The organism is Fluviicola chungangensis (assembly GCF_007558725.1).
Classification (GTDB): Bacteria; Bacteroidota; Bacteroidia; order Flavobacteriales_D; family Crocinitomicaceae; genus Fluviicola; species Fluviicola chungangensis.
The window spans coordinates 245,953-262,535 of the sequence record NZ_VLPL01000002.1; the positions used below are offsets into that span (position 1 = coordinate 245,953).

11 protein-coding genes are annotated in these 16,583 nt (G+C 42.1%); 5 read left to right on the forward strand and 6 right to left on the reverse strand.

Translation table 11 applies throughout. The features are described 5' to 3' along the window. Window positions 1-4 precede the first annotated feature (4 nt). Genes FO442_RS04740 through FO442_RS04755 form a run of 4 tightly spaced genes read right to left on the reverse strand, consistent with a single transcriptional unit; the run spans window position 5 to window position 4,559 of the window. A complete protein-coding gene (locus FO442_RS04740) occupies window positions 5-1,228 on the reverse strand; it encodes a beta-ketoacyl-[acyl-carrier-protein] synthase family protein (RefSeq protein ID WP_144332007.1) in 1,224 nt (407 codons plus the stop codon). A 2-nt stretch (window positions 1,229-1,230) separates the two neighbouring features. After that, the gene (flxB, locus tag FO442_RS04745) at window positions 1,231-1,962 is read right to left on the reverse strand and encodes a flexirubin biosynthesis SDR family reductase FlxB (RefSeq protein ID WP_144332008.1); all 732 of its coding nucleotides are present in this window, start codon (window positions 1,960-1,962) and stop codon (window positions 1,231-1,233) included. Beyond that, window positions 1,959-3,488 (reverse strand): flexirubin biosynthesis tyrosine ammonia-lyase FlxA, encoded by a 1,530-nt coding sequence (flxA, locus tag FO442_RS04750; protein WP_144332009.1) that lies wholly within the window; start codon window positions 3,486-3,488, stop codon window positions 1,959-1,961. Before flxA ends, flxB begins: the two co-directional genes overlap by 4 nt. 21 nt (window positions 3,489-3,509) lie before the next feature. Further along, the gene (locus tag FO442_RS04755) at window positions 3,510-4,559 is read right to left on the reverse strand and encodes a methyltransferase (protein ID WP_144332010.1); all 1,050 of its coding nucleotides are present in this window, start codon (window positions 4,557-4,559) and stop codon (window positions 3,510-3,512) included. 187 nt (window positions 4,560-4,746) lie between these two features. Between FO442_RS04755 and FO442_RS04760 the strand changes: the two genes are divergently transcribed. The 4 genes from FO442_RS04760 (at window position 4,747) to FO442_RS04775 (ending at window position 12,939) form a co-directional block, all read left to right on the forward strand. Beyond that, a complete protein-coding gene (locus tag FO442_RS04760) occupies window positions 4,747-6,342 on the forward strand; it encodes a phytoene desaturase family protein (protein WP_144332011.1) in 1,596 nt (531 codons plus the stop codon). Window positions 6,343-6,475: 133 nt separating this feature from the next. Continuing rightward, on the forward strand, window positions 6,476-10,201 hold the full coding sequence (locus FO442_RS04765) for a trifunctional MMPL family transporter/lysophospholipid acyltransferase/class I SAM-dependent methyltransferase (protein WP_186279905.1): 3,726 nt from the start codon (window positions 6,476-6,478) through the stop codon (window positions 10,199-10,201). Between the two features lies 1 nt (window position 10,202). Further along, complete coding sequence (locus FO442_RS04770; RefSeq protein ID WP_144332013.1) at window positions 10,203-11,726, forward strand: phytoene desaturase family protein; 1,524 nt, start codon at window positions 10,203-10,205, stop codon at window positions 11,724-11,726. Beyond that, window positions 11,719-12,939, forward strand: a complete 1,221-nt coding sequence (locus FO442_RS04775) for an NAD(P)/FAD-dependent oxidoreductase (protein WP_144332014.1) — start codon at window positions 11,719-11,721, stop codon at window positions 12,937-12,939. The genes FO442_RS04770 and FO442_RS04775 overlap by 8 nt, the downstream gene beginning before the upstream one ends. 63 nt (window positions 12,940-13,002) lie before the next feature. On the opposite strand, the gene flxY is transcribed toward FO442_RS04775, so the two are convergent. Both flxY and FO442_RS04785 read right to left on the reverse strand, forming a co-directional pair. Further along, window positions 13,003-14,244 (reverse strand): flexirubin biosynthesis putative acyl-CoA ligase FlxY, encoded by a 1,242-nt coding sequence (flxY, locus tag FO442_RS04780; protein ID WP_144332015.1) that lies wholly within the window; start codon window positions 14,242-14,244, stop codon window positions 13,003-13,005. Beyond that, window positions 14,234-15,925: a C45 family autoproteolytic acyltransferase/hydrolase gene (locus FO442_RS04785; protein ID WP_246073814.1), complete on the reverse strand. Its 1,692-nt coding sequence runs from the start codon at window positions 15,923-15,925 to the stop codon at window positions 14,234-14,236. Before FO442_RS04785 ends, flxY begins: the two co-directional genes overlap by 11 nt. A 67-nt stretch (window positions 15,926-15,992) precedes the next feature. Here FO442_RS04785 and FO442_RS04790 point away from each other — a divergent pair, with 67 nt between their 5' ends. Further along, the gene (locus tag FO442_RS04790; protein WP_144332016.1) at window positions 15,993-16,538 is read left to right on the forward strand and encodes a 4'-phosphopantetheinyl transferase family protein; all 546 of its coding nucleotides are present in this window, start codon (window positions 15,993-15,995) and stop codon (window positions 16,536-16,538) included. Window positions 16,539-16,583 lie beyond the last annotated feature (45 nt).

The window sequence follows — 16,583 nt, forward strand, 5'->3', positions numbered from 1 at the left end:
AACTCTATTTTTTAAACTTTTTGATAATCAGTGAGGAATTGGTTCCTCCGAATCCAAATGAATTGGACAGGAAACAATCAATATTCTGCTCCCTGTAGCTCGGAATGATATTGATTTTTTCCGATTGTTCATCCGGATTTTCAAAATTAATATTCGGAGCAATAAAATCATTGTTCATCATTAATAATGAATAAACAACCTCGCTTGCTCCTGCCATCCAACATTCGTGCCCGGTCATACTTTTGGTAGAACTTACAGGAACTTTGGAGCCCAGTACGCTGAAAATGGCTTCTGCTTCGGTTGAATCCCCGATCGGAGTTGAAGTAGCATGCGCATTGACGTAGTCAATATCTTTTGGTGTCAGGTTTGCTTGTTTCAAAGCCATGTTCAAGGATCTGAACTGACCGTCGAAATTAGGATTCGAAATGTGATCTCCATTGGAAGAAAACCCGAATCCAACAATTTCCCCGTAAATCGGTGCATTCCGCTTCAAAGCAGATTCCAATGATTCGATGATCACGGTGGCTGCACCTCCAGAGGGAACAAGGCCGTCACGGTCTCTGTCAAACGGGCGGCTTGCCATTGACGGAGCGGCATCTCTTACGGAAAATGCTCCCAGTCCGTCAAAACTTGCCATGGCATATACGTTGATTTCTTGCGCGCCTCCGCAAACTACGCGTTCCTGCAATCCTTGTTTGATCAGTAGATAACCCATTCCAATAGAATGTGATCCTGAAGCACAGGCAGCTGAGATCGTGAAGTTCATTCCTTTCAATTTGTAGATTGTCGAAAGGTTCATGTTCACAGTCGAGTTCATATTCTGGAAGATATCTCCGCTTCCAATCAGTGTGGTGTTCTTTTTTGCACGTACTTTGTCTACGGTTTCAACCACCGCACCGGCAGTTGAATCGTTTCCGAAGATGATCCCGGTTTCTGTCTTGTCTAAAAAGTCGGCATCCAAACCAGAGCCTTCCATGGCTTCTTTGGTTGACATAAAAGCATAACGCGCCGGTTGATGCATCCCAATGCGCTGCCGGCGTGACAGGAACGGGTTCAAATCCGGTTCGGCAACCATTCCGGTAAAGCAGGAACGATAACCAAAGTCTTTACGCTGTTCATCATAAATAACACCACTTCGGCCAAGGCGTAAGGATTCCAGAACTGTGTCCAGGTTTTCTCCTAAACACGAGTAGGCACCAATTCCGGTAATTACTACACGATGTTCCATAGTTAAGCGTAAATTCCTCCGTTAATATTAATTACTTCCCCGGTAATGTATGCAGCTTTATCTGATGCCAAAAAACTCGCAAGATACGCTACTTCTTCCACTTTTCCAAAGCGGTTTGCAGGGACCATTCGTTTTAATTCATTCATATCCAGCTCACTGGTCATATCCGATTCAATGAAACCCGGTGCGATCGCATTTACGGTAATGTTTCGTTTTGCGATTTCCTGGGAAAGTGCTTTTGTAGCAGCAATCATGCCACCTTTTGCGGCAGAGTAATTTGTTTGTCCCGGAACACCCTTTAATCCGCTCAGAGAAGCAATGTTGATGATGCGTCCGCTTCGTTGTCTTAACATACGCTGTATAATTGCTTGTGTGCAGTTATACATTCCTTTCAGCGAAGTGTTCAATACAGCATCCCAATCTTCTTCGGTAACCCATGGAAATAAGTTGTCTTTTGTAATACCGGCGTTGTTTACCAACACATGAATAATGCCTTCCGGATTATTGGTATACCAGTTTTCAACGGCAGCTTTTACGGCAGCACCATCTTTTACATCAAAATGCATTAACTCACCGGTTCCTCCTGCTTGCTGAATTAAACTTAAAGTTTCTTCTGCGGCAGCTTTATTGGAAGCGTAGTTGATTAAGATATGCAGGTTTAAGTCCTGGGATAGTTGTTGCGCGATCGCACGTCCAATTCCTCGGGATGCACCTGTGACTAGAGCACATTTCATAGGGCAAGTGTTGTTTTCTTAAGGGTGTTTGTTACGTTTCGGATAGCTTCAAATTGTGGAATATCTTCGTTGATTGTCGGAGATACCGCACGAATTTGATTATAAATTTCTTTCGTTTTGGAAGAAAGCTTGTTTTTCTTGGTTTCATCGAGTAAATCGATGGCCTGACATACAGACATCATGTGGATCGCCATTACCTGGAAAGCATTTTCAATGACTTTTTTCGTAATGACTGCACTGTTGGTTCCCATACTTACAATGTCCTGATTGTCATTATTATTGGAAATACTGTGAACATACATGGAGTTGGAAAGCATTTGGTTTTCGGCTGTGGTTGAAGTTGCTGTAAACTGCATTCCCTGGATCCCGAAGTTTAGTCCCAAAGTCTGGGTGTTCAAAAACGGAGGAAAAATGCCGTTGATCTTGCTGTTTAGAAGGAAATTCAATTGTCTTTCCGCGAGCATGGTCAGTTTGGTAATAACCAATTTGATCTTATCCATTTCCAATGAGATATAATCTCCGTGGAAGTTTCCTCCGTGGAATACATTTTCACGGTCCAGGCTCACCACCGGATTATCGTTTGTGGAGTTGATCTCGTTTTCAATGATCATTTTCGCAAAATCCAGTGTGTCTTTCACCGGTCCGAGGATTTGTGGAATGCAACGGATGGAATAATATTCCTGGATTTTTTTCTTGAATTCGGTCGTTTCTGCTACTTTATCGTCTGTGAAAAGCTCTTCACGTTTTTTGATCAATGTGCTGTCTTTCAGGAAATCACGCATGGATTTTGCAATTGCCTGTTGTCCTGAATGTAATTTCACTTCATTTAAACCGACAGAGAAGGAATCATCATACGCTTCCACAATCTCGTTGATCATGGTTGAAGCTGCGATCGCCCAGTCCAATAAACGGTAGGAATAGATCAGGTTCACAGAACCGATCCCTGACATGCAGGATGTTCCGTTCATCAATCCCAGTCCGTCGCGCAATTTGACTTTTAGCGGGGTGATGTTCTTTTCAGCCAGTACTTCCGAAGTTTTTCTGCGCGTACCGTCGATGTACACATATCCTTCGCCGATCAGGTTTAAAGCCAAATGAGCCAGTTGAACCAAATCACCGCTGGCGCCAACTCCTCCGTGTTCGTAAATTTCCGGAATAATGTCGTGGTTCAGGAACTGAACTAATTTTTCAATAACCCCGTAACTTACTCCCGAATTTCCCTGCATGAAGTTGGTTAAACGGGAAAGCACAACCGCTCTTGCGGATTCTGCATCCAATACGTTTCCTGTTCCGGATGAATGACTTCTGATCAGGTTGTATTGAAGTTGATTTAGTTTATCCTCATCAATTTTGAACTGAGCCATCGGTCCAAAACCGGTATTGATTCCATAAATGATCTTATCACTTGAAAATTCCTGAAGAAATGAAAACGATCTTTCCAATTCCTTGCGAACATCGTCGGAAATGATGTATTCCTTTTTTTCAAGACTAAAGGATTCTATTTGTTTTAAATCAAGTTTGTTCATGTAGCTTTAAGTGGGAGTAACTTATTTCGGTAATTTAACTTCAAGAATAGTATGGAAGCGGTCCATATGGAGACGATGCTCCTGAACGGTTTCGAAACCTGCTTTTTCAACAATGTATTTCATGGCAGTGGAAGAATACATTTTACTGTTTCCGTTTGCCAATGCGGTAAAGTAGAGGGAGGTAGCAATTAAACTAAATTCCGCAGCAGGAAAACGCTGATCATCAATAAATGTTTCCATGATGAATATCGTTGCATCCGGTTTCATGTTCTTCTTGATCTTCAACAGAATGGCTTCGATTTCTTTTTCACTGAAACAATCCAAAAACTGGCTCATCCAGTAAACATCTGCTCCCGCAGGAATTTCCGAATTCGGATCCAGCATGTCACGCTCATTGTAATCTACGCGGTCCCTGATTTCAGGAATTGCTTCAATATTTGCCTTGGCCACTTTTAATTGAACACCTAAATCAAAAATACTCACACGAACATCCGGGTCGTGTTGCGTACTTGCAATTGCCCATTTCCCGGTATTCCCGCCAATATCGTAAATGTGTTTCGGATGATGACTGAAGATGATCTTCAATGCTTCTCCGAATGAATTATCCGAATAATGATGATCGAATTCAAACCAGGATTTTTTCAATTGTTCCGGCAGGATGGATAATCCTTCATAAATCGTCTTCCAGGGACCAATTTCTTTCAATCCTTCCGGTTTTCCATTCAAAATAGACTCTTTTAAGTGAAAAAGCCCTTTGTAGCAGATGTCCTGGGTAAACATCATGTTCACCTTGGTCATTTCGTCCCGTGTCAGAAAATACCCGATTTTCGAAAGCGTATATTTATCATCGATCAGTTCCAGGACGTCTGCTGCCTTCGCCATTTCAACCAAGACCCGGACCCCATATTCGCTGATGTTTTTGCGTTTTGCAATTTCTTCGATTGTTAAACCATCTCTTTCTTCATACAATTCGTCCATAATTCCAAGACTGGACATAGTGTAGACAGTTTGGAATACAAACGGGCTGAAGGCAATTTTTTGTGCCTCGTATAAAGAGTTTAATGCTTTCATGGGTTCAATCTATATCGAATTTGAGTTTAGTTACTTGCCGTTCGATCAGGGTTAATTTAAACGTGGCGCCAAAGTTAGGAAAAAAAAATAGTTTCTAACCTGTATGCGAATTCTTAGTAGCAGGCAAATTACTAAAATCGGAAAGTTGGAAGCACTGAAAGCGGTATTTCATTAATTTTGAAGCCGAATGAACGAAGAATTTGACGTCACCATCATCGGTTCGGGAGTAAGTGGTTTACTTTCCGCAGCATTGCTGTCCAGATCGGGAATGAAAGTCCTTGTATTGGAAAAACACTACCTGATAGGCGGATACCTGCAAGGATTCGAGCGGAAGGATTTTGTGTTTGACACAGCGATACACTGGCTGAATCAATACAATGAAAAAGGAACGGTAACGCGTGTTTTTAAAATGCTGGGGGAGGATTACCCGAAACCGCAGCTGATGGAGCGTATTCAGCGGCATATTTCTTCCAATCACGACTACCTGCTCACCAACAACCCCGATGAACTGAGAGACCGGTTGATTTTGGACTTTCCACATGAAAAAGCGGGAATTGAACGTTTTTTTAAAGTTGCCAGACGTATTGCGAAGGTTTCACTCCGGTTTCCGGAATTCTTCCAATCCATAGAAACCAAATCTCCGCTGGAAATCCCTTTTTTTCGTATGAAACAACTTGGGATCATTTATCCCTTGATTCCTTATGCTATCGGTGGTGATGATGTGAAAAAAGGATTGAGTAAATTTTTTAAGGATCCGGAACTGCAAGAGTTGTTTTGTACGGAACGCGACCTGTTGTCTTGTATCTTTCCCATTGCCTGGGCGTATAATTCCGATTACCAAAATCCACCGATCGGTGGAAGTCAGGTGATTCCGGCATGGTTGGAAAAACAGGTTCATCCGGATAACTGCGAGATTCGCTTAAGCTCGGAAGTGGTTGGTTTCGATTTTGAGAAGGAAGAAATCACGGCTGTTCGCTATAAAAACAGGGCGAAAGACTATACTGTAAAGACAAAATATGTGATTGCAGCATGTGATGTAGATTTTCTGTACCGGAAATTGGTCCCGCCGAATCTGGTCCCACCTAAATTTTTTGAAACACTCAATGATTCTGAAATGTACAGTTCTTCGGTGACGATATCCGTTGCCTTGGATTGCACGGCAGAAAGTTTGGGTTTCGGGCATGAACTGACATTGGTTTGTGAAGGATCCAGTACGCGTGATGAGCACAGTTCGGGGGATCCTCATAAATCGGCTATTTCGGTTTTGGCCCCGACGGTTCGGGATAAAACCCTCGCACCGGAAGGAATGGGAACGGTTACCTTGTATGTTCCTGCCTGGATGGATTACATGAACAATTGGCAGACTGAAACGAACGCAAAGGGAGATTTTGTTCGCACGGAAGCTTATAAGAAGCTGAAGGATGATTTTGCTCAAGTCATTTTTGAACGGGTAGAGGCCAAAATGTGTCCGGACTTGAGAAAACATATTTTGTTTTATGAAGTTGCCACACCGGTAACCTATCAGCGTTATACCGGAAATAAGAACGGCTCGATGATGGGAACAAGACCAGGAAGAAAGAATATGCAAAGCAAAATTGCACATTATCGGACTCCGGTGGAGAACCTGATTATCGGCGGTCAGTGGGCGGAATTGGGCGGCGGTGTACCCATTGCTGTAAAAACGGCATTCAATGCGTCCCTGATTATTTTGAAGAAATGGGACAAACCAAGATTCAAAAAATTACTTCATGCATACAAAACCGGTGCAAAACTCACTGCATGAGATATTTTTGTAGTTTTGCCACCTGATATTACTCCTCTTCCTGAAACCAACACGAATGATCGGTCAAATTTGCGCGCGAATAGTTGAATTTTTTCTTAAAAAAAGACTTGTTTTTTGGGGAAGCTTCACGCTTGTGCTGGGTTTTTTACTATACGGAGTCTCCAAGTTAAAGATAAACGAGGATTTATACGCCATTTTCCCACAGGGCAAAGAATTTAAAAAATTTAATGACATTGTTCAGAAGAACAAACTGAATAAGCAGGTCGTCTTCTCTATAAAAGCCCAGGAGGATGAAGAACTAACGCTGGAGAAATTAGAACAACTGAAAGCGGATCTTGAGAAACGATTTCCAAAAGAGTTAAAGGATATTGAAGTTGTCAAGCCCGTCGATGAAGGTGCTTTGATTGCTTTTCTGCAAAAAAGTTCAGTTCGGAACCTGACCGACCAGGATTATGAGCTGCTTCAGGAGAAACTGCAACCGGATTCCATTGCAACCGGATTGAAAAGAACAGCAAGCCTGTTAACCGGATCCAATGCCTTTTTTATCAGCAAATTAGCAGCAAACGATCCGTTGGGGTTGTTGTATGGTCAATTGAAGCAATTGAATCCGAATACCGATTCCGGTAATTATGTGGTGAAGGTAGGAGTGGTTTATTCTCGGGATGAACAGTATGCCTTTTTCTTCGGGACAATTGACCTGAATCAGAAAGACACCAAGAAACTGGGAGCATTTGCCGATCGGTTGGAACATTTCAAAAAAGCAAAGGCAAAGGAAAAGGGATTGAATTTTGATTATTTCGGAACCTTCCAAATTGCTGTTGAAAACGCGAAACAAGTAAAGTACGATACGTTTTTAACTTCTGTGATCAGCATTTCAGCCATTTTGCTCTTACTCGTGTTTTATTACAGGAGCATCCTGGCCCCGTTTTATTTCCTGCTTCCCGGGTTTTTCGGAATTTTAAGCGGTGCCGGACTGGTCGGTTACCTGCATCCGGAAATTTCCGCTATTTCATTGGCTACTTCATCTGTTTTGCTTGGAATTGTATTAGACTATTCCTTCCATTTCTTTACACATCTGAAACATTTGGGAAGTGTGGTAAAGACGGTAAAGGAGATCAGTTCGCCGATGATGTTGGGAAGTTTCACAACCATTGCGGCGCTTTCTGCATTGCTTTTTACCAATTCGGTGGTACTTCAGAATTTTGGATTAATTGCACTGTGTACCTTATCCGGATCGGTACTTTTTACCTTATTATTTCTTCCTGTACTGATCGAAAGTCTGCACATTCAAATCAAGGACAACAGAAACTATAAAAATAATTATAAACTAAATAAAACGTTTATTCGAGTTTCTTTTTTGTTGATATCCCTGGTTTCCCTGGTGTTTTTATACAAGTCAACCGATGTAAATTTTGACTCGGATATGAACAATCTTTCTTTTCATACTCCGGAATTAAAACAAAAAGAGAAATTTTATACGGGGATCAACCCGAACACGGACAAGAAATTGTTTGTTTTTTCCTCCGCTCCGACGATGGAAAAAGCACGTTCTCAAAACGATGCGGTTTACAAGACTTTTATCGCGACCAAAGAGCAAAACGGGATCTCTGAATTTGTTTCCTTGGCTCCTTACCTTCCTTCCGGTCAGACATTGAAGGAATCTGAAAAGCGTTGGTCTGATTTCTGGAATGAAAATCGGGAGGCGATACAAGAAATCAAAGAACTTTCTCCTTCATACGGATTGAATCCGGCAGGTTTTCAACCCTTCTTTAATTCCACGGAATCCCTTTCTTTCAATCAGCAGGAAGGGGAACAACTGGTAAAGGAAATCGGTCTCAGTAAGTTCGTTTCGGAAGATCATGGACTGCATACGTATGTCACTTCAATTACGGTTAAGAAAGACAAGCAAGAGCTGGTAAAAGAGCAGTTGAAAAAGATCGACGGAATTTTTGTACTGGATATTTCAGAAATGGCAAAATCGATGCTGAATGTGGTCAAACAGGATTTTGATTACCTGTTCCTGTTTTCATCCTTATTAGTTTTCTTTTCTTTGCTTGTTATTTACGGAAGGATCGAACTGACGCTGTTTGCCTTTTTCCCGATGGTTTTGGGCTGGATTTGGATCCTGGGAATTGCAAGTATCTTTGATATTCCGTTCAATTTTATCAACATCATTGTTGCAACCTTCATTTTCGGATTGGGAGACGACTTCAGTATTTTCACTACCGACGGATTAATCCAGCAAGCCAGAACAGGTATCAATTCATTGAAATCTACCCAATCGGGGATTATTCTTTCCGGTATTGCTACGATAATCGGAACGGGCGTGCTTATTTTTGCAAAGCACCCGGCCATTCATTCCATCGGAGCAATCAGTGTGATCGGAATCGGGTCCATTATGCTCATTACGTTATATGTGCAACCGCGCGTTTACAACTTTTTTGTCCTGAACAGAAAGAAAAAAGGCCGAGGACCGATTACTTTTTTCTACTTCATTTATAGTTTATTGCTGTTCTTCTACTTCTTTGTTGGAAGTTTGATCCTGAATATCTTGCTGATTTTCATTTTGATTCCAACGCCGATGAAACGGATTCACAAACGGAACATTTTAAATTTTTGCATTTCAAAACTGGCTAAATCAACCCTGTATGCAGGCGTTCATGTAAAGAAAAAAGTAGTTGACCAGCACAAGCTGGACTATAAAAATCCGAGTGTTATTATTCCAAATCACACCTCTTTTTTGGATATCCTGGTGGTATTGATGCTTCATCCGAAGACGATCATCATGGTGAAGAAATGGGTATACAACTCTCCGATTTTCGCACCGTTTATCCGCTATGGCGGTTATTTGTTTGCGGAAGAAGGAGCGGAAGGGAACCTGGATGAGGTGAAGAACCGCATTGATCAGGGTTATTCGATTGTCATTTTCCCGGAAGGAACGAGAAGCAGCGACGGAGAAATCAAACGTTTTCATAAAGGAGCGTTTTACATTTCCAAAGAACTCAATATCCCGATCCAACCCTTGCTTATATTGGGTAATCACGAGGTCAACCCGAAGAACGATTTAATGATTAATCAGGGCCAGATCCTGGTAAAACCATTGGACAGGCTGAATGCATTGGAAGGGGAATCGTACAGTGAATTTTCGAAACGCGCCGTGAAGATTATGCGCGCTGAAATGCTGCAATTCAGAAGGGAATACGCAACGACTTCGTTTTATACACGAAAAGTAATCGAAAATTACCTGCTAAAAGGTCCGGTTTTGGAGTGGTATGTCCGGGTAAAATGGGCAATGGAACGAAAAAACTTTGATTTTTATAATGGGTTGATCGATTCCAGGAAACACATTGTTGATGTGGGCTGTGGTTATGGTTACCTTTCTGTTTTCCTTCATTATTTCGACCCTTCCAGGACCATTGTTGGAATGGATTACGATGAAGACAAAATTGCAGTTGCGGATAACTGTATCAAGAAATCGGACCGTTTAAGTTTCCAGACAGCAGACATTCGCTCATGGGACCTGCCGGAAGCGGATGTTTATTTCTTTAATGACGTGATTCATTACCTGCGCCCGGGAGAACAGCTGGATTTATTGAAAAGAGTGCAGGCGCAATTGGGACCGGATGGAATTATTGTGATCCGTGATGGAATTGTTGAGTTCCAGGACAGGCTGAAAAACACCAAATTAACGGAAATCCTTTCCACCAAATGGTTTAAATTTAATAAAACGACCAATGACTTGTCGTTCCTGTCTGCTAAAGAAATTGAGCGCTTTGCAAAGGAAAACGGATTTGGTTTCGAATTGATTGAACATTCATCAAAGACATCGAATGTATTGATGATTCTTAAAAGACTTTAAGTTGAACTCAGGACAGAAAATAATAGTAATCGGTAGTGGTATCGGCGGTTTGGTAAGCGGTCTGATACTGGCTAAACACGGTTATCATGTCCGGGTCCTGGAGAAAAATCACCAGATAGGCGGATCCTTACAAGTTTTCAGCCGGGACAAAAAGGTTTTTGATACGGGCGTTCATTATGTTGGCGGACTGGATAAAGGAGAGAATCTCTACCGTATTTTCAAGTATCTGGAGATCTACGATGACCTGGAAATGAAGCGACTGGATGAAAAAGCATTCGATATTGTCCGTTTGGCAAATGGGGTTACTGCGAGTCATGGAATCGGATACGGGAACTTTGCAAACCAGCTTAAAGCTGCTTTTCCTGATAACTCCGTGGACATTGATAAGATTGTAGAGCAGCTTCAACTGTATTGTACCTATTTTCCACTCTACAACATCGAACTGGAATCGGAAATAAATTACGTGGAGCACACAGAATTGCTGGAAGTTGGAGCCTGGGAGCATTTGGCGAGTTTGACGGATAATGAAGACTTGATCAAGGTCATTTTAGGTTCCGGGCCACTATACGCCGGATTGAAAGGAGTAACGCCGTTTTATGTCGTTGCGCTGATCCTGAATAGTTTTATAAAAGGGAGTTACCGGTTTGTAAACGGAGGTTCTCAGATCGCCAAGTTGCTAATGAAAAAAATTGCCGAGAACGGTGGTGAAGTCTTGAGGAGAAAAGAAGTTGTCGGTGCAAGTTTCGATGAATCGGGTAAAATCCGATCGCTTAGTTGTTCGGACGGATCAGTGTTTGAGTGTGATTTCGTGATTTCCAACCTGCATCCCAAAGAAACAATCAAGCTGTTGGGAAGACACCATTTTAAGGCAGCCTACGCGAACCGTGTTAACGCACTTCCCAATACGATTGCATCGTTCATGATCTATTTATCCCTTCACGAAAACACCGTTCCTTATTTCAATTCGAATTACTACGATTATTATACGGATAATATTTGGGAAGAAGAATTCCGTTTTTCGGATGCATGGCCGCAGATGACGTTTACTTCGGCGCAGGTTTCTAAAAACACGAAGGAATATGCCGAATCCATTTCAGTGATGTGTTACCTGGATTTTAACGAATTCAGAGCATGGGAGACATCCGTACGCACTGTTGTGAAAGAAGGAACACGTGAAGAAGCCTATGAAGCATTTAAGAAAATGTGTGAGGAGCGAATTCTGAACCGGATCGAAGAACGTTTTCCCGGGATCAGGTCTAAAATCAGAAGCAGCTATTCTTCCACTCCCATTACTTACAGAGATTATGTATCTACACCGGATGGCTCTATGTATGGGATACAAAAGGATTTCAAACATACCCACAAGACACAAATCAATACCAAAACACACATTCCGAATTTGTTTTTGACCGGTCAGAATATCATTTTTCACGGAATTTTAGGTGCTACCATTGGTGCTCTTGTAACATCTTTTAATTTTGTAAACAATAAGCAAATAATAGAAAAAATCAAAATGTATGACTAAAGAAGTTGATGTTGTTGTAATTGGTGCAGGTCCGGCGGGGTCTGTAGCTTCCTCTAAATTAATCAAGGAGGGTTTAAAGGTTTTGGTTTTGGAAAAGATGCAATTCCCCCGGTTTGTTATTGGTGAAAGCTTATTGCCACACAGCATGGATTATCTGGATGAATTGAACCTTCTTCCGGCGGTGGAAGCTTTGAAGTTCCAGGTCAAAACAGGAGCGTGTTTTTTCCACGACGGAGAACGCTGTGACTTCCTGTTTGAAAACCAGTTTTCAGATGGGTGGTCTTACACATTCCAGGTGAAACGTGCGGATTTTGATCATGCATTGATTAAAGAAGTTGAAAAACAAGGTGCGGAAGTGGAATTCCAGGCGGAGGTAACGGATGTAAAAACCTCTGCTGCCACACAAGTGGTAACTTACCGTGATGCAAACGGAGATATTCATGAAGTTCATTGCCGTTTTGTAATGGATGCAAGCGGATACGGACGGGTACTTCCGCAAATGTTTAATCTGGAAGTCCCGGTTGCAACGCCTCCGCGTGGAGCTGTATTCGCACATTTGGATGATACCAGGAGAACTCCTGAAGACGGAAGAAATATTTTCGTGCATGCCTTCAATGACAATACCGCGTGGATCTGGTCTATTCCTTTTTCGGATGGAACGGCGTCTGTTGGAATTGTAGGAGACAAGGATTTTGTAGAGGAATGTTATGCAGACGGAGGAAAGCTCTTCAAACAAAAAGTGGCTGAATTCCCCGGGTTGAACGGACGTTACGACGGGGTTGAATTTATGTTCGAACCGCGTTTGATCGTTAATTATGCCGTGTCAGTGAAGCAGGTTTACGGAGAAGGATATGTTTTATGCGGAAACAGTACCGAATTCCTGGATCCAATCTTCAGTTCGGGAGTAACATTGGCGATTTCTTCCGGGTATAAAGCCGCAGCGCTGGTTGCAAAGCAATTGAATGGCGAACAGGTTGATTGGGAGAAGGATTACAGTGTAGTTTTGAAAAAGGGAATTGATGTATTCAGAACATACGTACTTGCATGGTATGAAGGAACATTGGGAGATATTTTCTTCAGTGAAAAGATCGATGAAACGATCAGACAGCAAATTTGTTCTGTATTGGCAGGGTATGTTTGGGATGAAACGAACCCGTTCGTAAAAAAACACAGCACATTGGTAAATGCGGTGGCACACATTGTGAAGATGTAATTGAAACGAAATCGTTTTGAAAGATACAGGTAGGGGTCGGAAAATTTTCCGGCCCTACTCATTTTATTTGAAAACGATCTTTTCCGGTTTCCGCATGTGGTTCTTAAATACCTGACTTCTCAGGTAATCTGTTTCCAGGAAAACAAAATGTGGTACCACGCGCAATTTGGCTTTGCAGTCTTCAATAATCTGATTCATCACCGGGGAATGTTCGATCCGGTTTTCCAATAAGATCGTAATGGTATCGTGGCCCAAATAATCCTTCGCCACTTCGATTTTATAACAACTGATTTCGGACCTGCTGTCAAAGATTTCGTAGATCGAAGGAGGGAAAATGGTCGTTCCTTTAAACTTGATCATTTGATTTTTGCGACCTAAAATTGGTCCGATACGCGGAGATGTTCTGCCGCAACTGCATGGTTCACTATAAATCCGTGCCACATCGCCGGTTTTATAACGGATAAGTGGAGTTCCTTCCGTTTCCAAAGTGGTGATCACAATTTCACCTTTTTCGCCGTGAGATACAGCATTTCCGTCATCGTCCAGCACTTCCAGGTAAATAAGGTCTTCGTTCAGATGACCGCCCTGATGAGCGGTACATTCCGTAAAAGCGGCTCCCATTTCCGTTGAAGCGTAAGTAGAGAACAATTCTATGTTCCAATCGGCATGAATGCGTCTGGCAAGTACATTTTCGGAAAGATCCTCCTCCCGGATAGGTTCGCCGATGCAAATCGCAGCGCGGACAGAAGTCTGGTTGACGTCAATGCCGTTTTGTTTTGCATAGTCAATGAGGTTCACTAAAAAGCTCGGCACTGCTATCAAAATAGTCGGTTTGTTCTCCAGGATCGAATTCCATTGTAAGGCCGGTACTCCGGGACCAATGCGGATCATTCCTGCATTTAATTCCTGAACGCCCAGGTAATAAGCCAAACCAGCCATGAATTGCTTGTCGATGGTAGTCATCAGCTGGAATAAATCTCCCGCTTTTGCTCCTGTCAGTTCAAATGATTCCTTTTCGTTTTTTGCCAAACGGCGCAAATCGTTCTTGGTAAGATAAATGGTCACCGGTTTGCCCGAAGTGCCCGAAGTGGTTACATATTCTGCAATTTGATCGGAAGGGACACATAAAAAATCGCGGTTGTTTTGCGACAAATCTTCTTTAGTGGTAAAGGGAAGCGCTCGAAAACTTTTTGTGGTTAACTCCTCAAACGGACGTGTTGAGAAATGCTTTTGATAAAATGGAGCATGTTTTGCTGCGTAATGAATCGCATTCACAACTTGCTCTGGTATCGGGCTATTTTCCATTTTTTCGACATGCTTTAATCAGATTTCGCAATTCTTCTTCGATTTGAGGCGAAGCGACCCGTTTGGTGAGTGCCACCTGATAAAAATGGACGGCTCTGTTGAATTGTTTTTTCTTTTGGAAGTATTTTCCTAATTGTTCATAAGTGACATAAGACTCCGAATTGTTTGCAACAAATTCAGCGACCTCTTTTGGAGAGAGAGCCAGGTTCTGATCGAACATCAAATAAGCTGAGATTTGCTGTTTCACCGTTTTGAATGCTTTGAATTTTCGGTATGCGTCAGAGGTGAGGAAAGCGTCTTGCGGAATGGTGTCAACCAGTTGGATGTGTTTCGTTTGGAATGTTTTCGTCAGATCATACCCCAGGAAGGTTCCCAGTTGGTAATCCGAACTGGAAACAAAGTACATCCTGCTTTCAGGTTGCATGACAACACTGTGATGGGCTTGTAATTGATTGATTGCTCTCGGATTTCCCATTCCAAGCGTATCTGCGAACTTCCCGTCTAATGAGCCATACTGATCTCTCAGGATAGAAGCAGCATCGTATTTATTCAATGTCCGTGATCCTCCCAATAAATGGTTCATACGGTCGAAACGGTATTTGGAATCACTTTGAGCAATATTCTTTTCGTTTACTTTGTCTTTTTTGAAAACAGCTGACTGATAATGATTTGCGCAAACCAGCACATCTGTTTTGCTCTCATACACGCCCATTTTCTTAGGCGATTTTTCAATCAACACGGCTTTTCCGTCGGCTGCTGAAGAGACCATCAAGGTTTCGGAGACAAAGGTGTGCCGTTTTTTGGCAATGGTTATTGCTTCATCGATGTTCTTTGCATATTGAAGAATTTCACGTGCAAGCAGGGAAATAGGCATTTTGGAACTCGTCGGTAAATCCGATTTGGATGCATTGATGGTCACTGTAAGACCTTTTTCATTCATTCCCGATGCCACACCGGTGAATCCTGCCCAGGAATACGACGTGAATTTGTATCCTTTGCTCGGATTGACAAAAATGATCAGTTTATTCTTCGCAAAATCGTCGCCTACATAGAAATCAAAGTTTCTTCCGACTAATAATTCCTCGTTTTCACTTTTTTGCCCTTTTACGACAAAAGAGGTACAACCCACCACGCTGTAGTCATTCAAAGCATGACCGATATCGTGTGCAGCGTGATAATTTAGAATGCGGGTGTATTTTGAAGCGATGTAATCGTAACGATCAGAGAATGCCAATGAGATCCCGTAAATCTCCTGCTGGTTTTCAAGTGGAATATTTTCCGGCAGATCGCTGTTGAAGAATCCGACCATCAGTTTAATGACATGTCTCCACAATTTATTCGGCAGAAAATGATTGATTTGCCCGACAAATATATCCTCTTGTTCCTGGACCAGTTCTTTGGCGAGTTTTCCATAGATAACACCTCTTTCATAAGGTTCGCCCTCCAGGTACATTTCCCATACACCGTATTGGTTCTTTTTTAGGTACGAGTTCCCCAATACATAATGGTCTTTCCCAACCTGTTTTCGTTCTCCTATGTGAATATCAGGAACCTCCGGAGTATCGATTTGGGCATTGAACAAAACGATTGTGAACAACACAAAAACAAAGGCGAAAAGAATTTCCGTCGGGATCCAAATAAGACGGAATAGGTATTTTAAAACGGTTTTGATCACGCGCATTGAATAATTGAGTACAAATATACGCTATTTTTGAGGGGAAATCTCTGTGATTTCAACCCGACAGACGATGATAAGCATTATTAACAATCCGAATTCTACGGTTGCTTATTTCAAGCAGGAAGATTACGATCAGCGTATAGCAGACGGAATAAATAAGCGTGCTGTTGAAAAAGGTGGTGTCCAGACCTTGCTGCAGGAATTGGGTTACGATGACTTTGAAATCGGTTATAAAGCGACTGGTCAGCCATATTTTTTACAAAAACCGGAATTGTTCTTATCCGTATCACATGCCAAAGGATGGTTTGCCCTAAGTGTCGGCTTCGAACCTGTTGGAATCGATATTCAGACCTTTTCATCCAGGTTGAAACAGGGCCAGGATTATTTTCGGAATGAACGTGAACTTCCGTTTTCCGAAGATGAGCATGCACTTCATTTGATTTGGGGAGCGAAAGAAGCGTTTTATAAATTGAAAGAAGGTCAGATCCCGGATTTGAAAGAAGAAGTCACGCTTATCAGTATTTCAGCAGATGAATTGGTGATTGATTTTGAATCGGAAAAGGTTCAATTGAGTTACCGGCTTCTTGAAAATGCATTTCTTGTTTTCACCTGTTGAAAAAATCCGGTACACCGGATTCCCCTTTTTCTGTTAATTGATTAA